Annotated in this window: 6 protein-coding genes; 3 read left to right on the top strand and 3 right to left on the bottom strand. The window is 47.7% G+C overall.

Annotation, left to right across the window (positions count from 1 at the left end; genetic code table 11):
* Positions 1-89 precede the first annotated feature (89 nt).
* Both AM231_RS23405 and AM231_RS23410 read right to left on the bottom strand, forming a co-directional pair.
* Positions 90-1,706 (bottom strand): response regulator, encoded by a 1,617-nt coding sequence (locus AM231_RS23405; RefSeq protein ID WP_054404735.1) that lies wholly within the window; start codon positions 1,704-1,706, stop codon positions 90-92.
* Entirely contained in the window at positions 1,703-3,487 is a 1,785-nt protein-coding gene (locus tag AM231_RS23410) for a cache domain-containing sensor histidine kinase (protein WP_054404736.1), read from the bottom strand. Before AM231_RS23410 ends, AM231_RS23405 begins: the two co-directional genes overlap by 4 nt.
* A gap of 154 nt (positions 3,488-3,641) precedes the next feature.
* Between AM231_RS23410 and AM231_RS23415 the strand changes: the two genes are divergently transcribed.
* From AM231_RS23415 to AM231_RS23425, 3 genes are all read left to right on the top strand, one after another.
* On the top strand, positions 3,642-4,526 hold the full coding sequence (locus AM231_RS23415) for a carbohydrate ABC transporter permease (RefSeq protein WP_054404737.1): 885 nt from the start codon (positions 3,642-3,644) through the stop codon (positions 4,524-4,526).
* Positions 4,527-5,363: a carbohydrate ABC transporter permease gene (locus tag AM231_RS23420; RefSeq protein ID WP_053490096.1), complete on the top strand. Its 837-nt coding sequence runs from the start codon at positions 4,527-4,529 to the stop codon at positions 5,361-5,363.
* 134 nt (positions 5,364-5,497) lie between these two features.
* A complete protein-coding gene (locus tag AM231_RS23425; protein ID WP_054404738.1) occupies positions 5,498-6,784 on the top strand; it encodes an ABC transporter substrate-binding protein in 1,287 nt (428 codons plus the stop codon).
* Here AM231_RS23425 and AM231_RS29715 read toward each other — a convergent pair.
* Positions 6,758-6,943: hypothetical protein (locus tag AM231_RS29715; RefSeq protein ID WP_207383679.1), on the bottom strand; the 186-nt coding region annotated here is incomplete at its 5' end. The genes AM231_RS23425 and AM231_RS29715 overlap by 27 nt on opposite strands.

Here is a 6,943-nt window from a genome sequence, read left to right on the forward strand (position 1 = left end):
ATATATAGAATATACCCAAAGAATTAAATATCAAGCCAGCACTATGGTGTAAACGCTGATTCTTTTTCTTTATTTATATGATCCTTTACCTAATGTATATGAGTCTTTCGGTACTCGTTCGGAGTGATCCCCTCGAGCTTCTTGAACACTTTGCTGAAATATTTCTCGTCCTGGTAACCGATCATCTCGGCGATTTGCACGATACGGATCTGGGGATTGAGCAGCAGCGCCTTGGCTTTATTGATGCGAATTCGCCCGAGAAAATCAGATAGCGTGACGCCGAATTCCTGTTTGAATTTACGAGAAATATATTCTCTGCTAAGAAAAAATCTGCCGGCAATTTGCTGAAGCGAGATTTCTTCATGATAATGCTGCTCCAGGTACTGGGCAATGTCATGAATAATATGATTGTCCTTGGAATGGAGCTGGGTTAGAACCCGGGATGCAGCATAGAGCCTTCCGCTAATCTGTTCGCGCCAGCGATCCCAGCAGATCATGCCTTCCTCGCTGTATGGGAGCGCGTACGGAAGGTCCTGCGAAATTTCTGTGTCCTCCACGGGTTCCTGGGTGCTTTTCACTTCATTTTCGGTCCAATGATATTGAATCCAGTCCCATTCCGAGTTCCATCTCACCAGATGCTCAGGCGATACGAGATCTCTTTCTTTCACATCCCGCAACCACTCATCGGTGGCTGCTTCGATCCGTTCCTTGTTCCCGCTAAGTGCTGCGAGCTTGAATTGTTCTTCATAGGAGGAGAGCCGCAGACTGCGCGAGTTCTCGCTCTCGATGGCCCGCTCACGGTGGATCCAGCTTTTGCCGGTCAAAAGATTGCGGCTGCATAAAGCTTGGATGGCAGCTGAATAAGCCTTCGGCAGATCATCAGGGAAGGAGTTCATTTTGGCGGCGCCGAAATGGCTCTTCCTGCGAAGGATGGAGTAGAACCCGTCATTGATTCTCTCCAGAATGTCGTTAAAGGGGAGTCGCGAATTCCAGCAGAGCAGGATGACTTCCCCCGGCTTATCAATGTGTCGAAAGGTAATTCCCTGATCCTTCAACAGCTCATTGCAAATATTAACGAGGGCGAAGGAGAGCAGCTGCCGTTTGTTGCGGAACTTGGACAGCAAGCCTTCATCAAATTGATCATCGCAAAGAACGGCTACGTTGCATTCCATCCCGTCTGCAGGCAAGGGGACCCGGCTTCGCAATTGAGAGACGATGTTATCCTTGTTGCCATAACCGTTGATAAGATCCGAGAACAGGCGATCCATATAGAAGGGGGCCATCTGATTCATTTCAATATTCTGCTTGGTAACCCGTTGTCGTTTCTCCTCTTCAAGCTGCCAGGCTTGAACGGCTTTACTTAGCGCCTCGTTCAAGCTGTCCGGGTCAACAGGTTTAAGGATATAATCGATGCCGCCGGAACGGATCGTATGCCGTACATATTCAAAGTCATCATATCCGCTGATGACAAGTACTTTAATATCCGGCTTCGTTGTATGGAGCCAGGTCAGCAGCTCAATACCATTGATGCGGGGCATGCGCATGTCGGTCATCACAATTTGCGGCTTGCGCTCCTCGATCAAACGCACGGCTTCCTCTCCGTCCGCTGCCTGGTCTATTTCCGTAATACCATGCCGCTCCCAATCTGCCAGAAGCTCAATAGCTTCGCGAACATGCTGTTCATCGTCAACGATCAATACTCTCATCTCTTATGTTCACTCTCCCATGTGTTGATATTGAGTGTGACTATGACGCCGTGTGGTTCTGCATTCTCAATCGTTAGTTCGGCCTTATCGTTAAAGTATAGATTAAGACGCATCCATACGTTCAAGAGCCCAATGGAATCATCGTCCTCATCACTTCGGTGATTATAGGCAGCTTCAAGCTTGCTGCGTACAGAGGCAAGCTCTGCCTCTTCCATGGATGCCCCATTATTCTCCACCACGATAATCAAGCGCCGATCATCCGAGATACGGGTTGTTATGGATATATGGCCAGTGCCTGTATGTGTATTCATACCATGCTTGAAATAATTTTCAACAACCGGCTGCAAAATCATTTTTGGCACTGGAGCTGTAAGGCTTTCCGGCTCCAAATCCCAGGTGATCTCCAGCTGGTCCCGAAACCGCTGTTTCTGCAGCTCAAGGTACTGGCGCACATGGTTAATCTCATCCTGCAAGGTCACGCTTCCTTCGCTTTGACGCATATTGTAGCGCATCATATTGGCCAGCGAAGAGAGCAGGGAATAGATCCGCGGCACATTATGCTGCAGCGCCAGCGTACCGATCGACTGAAGCGTATTGTATAGAAAATGCGGATCGATCTGCGCCTGCAGCGCTTTCAACTGGTTGGTCTTATTGGCAATTTCCAGACGATACTCCCGCAGGATCAGATTGTTGATGGTGTCCATCATATTTCGGAAGCGCCGTGAGAGGATCCCGATCTCGTCCGGGCTTGTAACGTCGATATCCACATCCAATCTTCCCGTTTTCACCTGATTCATATAGCTTGTGAGTTGTTTAATGGGTTTTGTAATCCGAATGGAAATCCATAGCGTGCCGAATATGACAACGAATAGGGCCAAAATCGCGATAATCGCGTTAATGCTCGTTAATTCTGTTGAATTTTTGTAAAGCGTCTGGTGCGGGATCATTTTCACGAGCGTCCAGGGAGCATAAGGCAAATCAAGCTTTTCGTAAACGATCATAGCATCTTTCCCGTCATAGTATCCGTTATCCTTTTGGGCGATTTTCTCCATAAGCACAGGGTCGTCCAAAACATGTCCTCTTTGCTCCGCATCCGGTCCGTATATGATGCTGCCGCTGTCATCAATCAAGTATAGCTGTTCTTCCCCTTTAGCATACAGTTGATCGCAAATGGCCAAAATACTGTCTAGTTTTACATCAATGGCCATAAGGGCATATTGTTCGGGAGACGGTACGTTGGTAATGGATCGATAGAAGGTGATGACTTCGAAATCCAGTATATCCGCGGGCCGCGGAGGAAAACCGTAATTATGCACCTGATGCACAGGCTCAATGGCCGTATTGCCTTGGCCGAACTCTTCTATTCTTCGGTAAGGCTCCTGCCGGAATTCCCTGCGAGGCAGATTGCTGGATACCTGGGTAGACTGTCCCGTCAAAGTGTTGTGCAGATAAATCTGGTGAATGTCCGGAGTGCCTGTCACGATGGTCTGCAATGTAGCATACAGCTCGGCAACAACCCGGTGGTTATCAGGATCCAGGGCAAGATTGCTCAGAAAATGGGGATCGGAATATACGGACAAGGAAGCGCGGTCAATGCCGTGCAGATAGTTCATCAAATTGGTCGCCCCTTGGTAAATCAAGCGTATATTCTCATTCACCGTCTGTTCCTTCACAGACTCTCGCGTATGCGTAAATGTAATGATAAGCGAGAGCAGCAGGGGAATCGTTGTGACAGCGAGCATAAACGTGATCAGCCGGGACTGGATGCTGCGATACTTCATGAGGATCATCTCCTGGATTATCAAAATAGCATAAACGCGTATGGTCAATATTTTACACCTAATGGTTCATGATTCTCCGTGTTTATTGTTTACAGGTTACAGCATAATTGGCTATACATCATATAACTACTTAACGAAAAGGGGAGATCAAGGGATGAATCGACGAAAAAAATCCTCGGCTCTGCTGCAGCAGATTCTATTTGTGGGACCCTCCACTATTTTTTTCATCCTGATCATGATCATTCCATTCTTTCTGGGGCTTTATTATTCCTTTACGAACTGGAATGGTGTGTCTAGCAAAATCGACTTTGTCGGGTTTCATAATTTCATTACTATCTTTACCAATGATGATAAATTCCGGGATGCTTTCTCATTCACGGCCCGCTTCACGATCCTCGGTGTCATCCTTACGAATCTGCTAGGATTTTTATTAGCCTACTTCCTCACTAAGCCGTTGAAGACACGGAACGTGCTGCGGACAATTTTCTTCATGCCAAACGTTATCGGCGGTTTGCTGCTCGGTTTCATCTGGCAATTTATTTTTGTCAAAGGATTTGCCGCGATCGGCACTGCTACGAATCTGGGATTCTTTAATCTGCCGTGGCTTGGAACAAAAGGGACTGCCTTTTGGGCGATTGTAATCGTTTTCGTATGGCAGACGGCCGGGTACCTGATGGTCATCTACATCTCCTCGCTCAACAATGTGCCGAAGGATATTCTTGAGGCTGCCGAGATAGACGGCGCGAGCAGAGGGCAGGTATTGCGCTCCATTATTATTCCACTGGTCATGCCAGCCGTTACGGTGTGTTTGTTCCTCGCGATCTCCTGGTCATTCAAAATGTTCGACCTGAACCTTTCCTTGACCAAGGGCGGACCATTCGGTTCGACGGAGTCGGTAGCGATGAATATTTACAACGAGGCTTATACGAATAACCGTCTCGGACTCGGAACGGCGAAGGCAGTCATCTTCTTCATTGTGGTTGCCATCATAACCAGTCTGCAGGTTCGATTTACGAAGAGCAAGGAGGTTGAAGCGTAAATGGAGTCTATGAAAAAATACCGGCTGAACACCATGGCCACCGAACTCATCATGGTGATCATAGCATTGCTCTTCCTAGTTCCGTTCTACTTCCTGTTCGTGAACTCCGTCAAAACCTTCGGCGAACTGTTAACGGACTCGGCCGGCCTTCCGACCACATTCGAATGGAGCAACTATTCACGGGCGTGGGATATAACGAACTTTCCTAAGGCTTTCTGGAACTCGCTGGTCGTGACAGTTGTCAGCAACCTGCTCCTGGCCATGTTGAGTGCGATGACCGCCTATCAGATGGTGCGGCGCAATACGCGTTTTAACCGGATTATGTTCGCGCTGTTCGTGGCAGCGATGGTCATTCCGTTTCAGTCCATCATGATTCCGCTTGTAAAGGTGACTTCATCCCTGGGCATTAACAATAGCTTGTATGGACTCATTATCTGTTACCTGGGCTTTGGAGTTCCGCTGAGCGTGTTTCTTTTCCACGGCTTCGCGAAATCGATTCCCATGGAGATCGAAGAAGCGGCAACCGTAGATGGATCGAGCGGATACGGCGTATTCTTCCGGGTGGTATTCCCGCTGATGAAGCCGATGTTCGTTACGGTCATTATCTTGAACACCTTGTGGATCTGGAATGACTATCTGCTTCCATCCCTGATCTTGCAGTCCGCAGAGCTGCGAACGATTCCGATTGCAACCTTCGCTTTTTTCGGACAATATACTAAGCAGTGGGATTTGGCACTTCCGGCGCTGGTGTTAGGAATTATGCCCGTGATTATTTTCTTCCTCTTCATGCAGAAATATATCATTGAGGGCATTACACAGGGGGCTGTGAAAGGGTAGACAACAATCGGTCAATTCTTTACCCCAGAACGATCAATATATTACCTGATCTAACGAAAAAAGGTTATTTATACTGAAAACGCTAACAGAAAAATGCAGAACAAAGGGTTAAAGAAAAAAAGGGAGGTTTCATCATGAAAAGATACGGTAAGCTGTTCCTGGTTATGGTATTGGCTTTCTCCACACTGCTTGCAGCCTGCGGCGGCAAGAATGAGAATGAAGGCGCTGAGGGCGGTGCCGAAGGCGGCACGAAAACGATCAAGATTTTTCAATTTAAAGTTGAGATCGCTGAAGCTCTGAATAAGATGAAAGCAGAGTATGAAAAAGAACATCCAGGCATCAAGCTGGACATTCAGACTGTAGGCGGTGGCTCCGATTATGGTGCGGCACTGAAAGCGAAGTTCGCTTCCGGTGATGAGCCAGACATTTTCAACATCGGCGGATATCGCGACCTGGAAACTTGGTTCGAGAATGTCGAGGATCTTTCGGATCAGCCATGGGTGAAGGACGTTGTTGACGTTGCTAAAGAACCTATGACGAAAGACGGCAAGCTGTATGGACAACCGATGACCATTGAAGGTTATGGCTTCATTTATAACAAAGACTTGTTTGAAAAGGCGGGAATCACAGAGCTTCCGAAGACAATCTCGGAGCTTGAGGATGCAGCCAAAAAACTGCAAGATGCAGGCATTACGCCATTCGTGAACGGATACCAGGAAACCTGGATTTTGGCTAACCACTTGCTGAATATTCCATTTGCCCATCAAGAAGATCCTGATGGATTCGTCAAAGGATTGAATGAGGGCACGGAAAACTTGGTAGGCAACGCGAAATTCGACGAATGGATGCGTCTGTTCGACCTGACCGTTCAATACGGACAGAAGAACCCGCTGACAACGGATTACAATACGGAAATCACGACCTTTGCCAGCGGTGAAGCGGCTATGACCCAGAACGGGAACTGGACGCAAGTACAAATTGACGGCATTAACCCGGATCTGAACATTGGTCTTCTGCCAATGCCGATCAATGACAATCCGGAAGAGAACGACAAGCTTCCGATTGGCGTTCCGAACAACTGGGTCGTGAACAACAAATCCAAAATGAAAGATGAAGCCAAAGAATTCTTGAACTGGCTCGTAACCTCGGAAACCGGTAAACGCTACATTACGGAAGAGTTCAAATTCATCCCAGCGCTGACGAGCATCGAAGCGAACAGTGAGACGCTTGGCGACCTGGGGAATGATGTTGTGAAATACAGTAAGGAGAACAAAGCGCTTAGCTGGGAGTTCAATAAATTCCCTGACGGCGGCATGAACGAATTCGGCAGCCAGATGCAAGGTTATGTGGCTGGCAATGTGGATAAGAACCAATTGTTTGAAGGCATTCAGAAGTCATGGCAAAGCCTGAAAGCGAAGTAATGATGTAAAGGGAATGGCGCCTCTGAAATGAGCCATGGACGATAAAAAGACGGTGCAGAATAAATCTGCGCCGTCTTTTTTATAGGTGCGCCCGGCATGGGCGATAACTTGGCGGTGAAAGTCCGCTACAGGCTTGGCAGTAGGAACTGTTAGCCAAAG

This window comes from Paenibacillus solani, from assembly GCF_001277345.1.
Classification (GTDB): Bacteria; Bacillota; Bacilli; order Paenibacillales; family Paenibacillaceae; genus Paenibacillus_AQ; species Paenibacillus_AQ solani.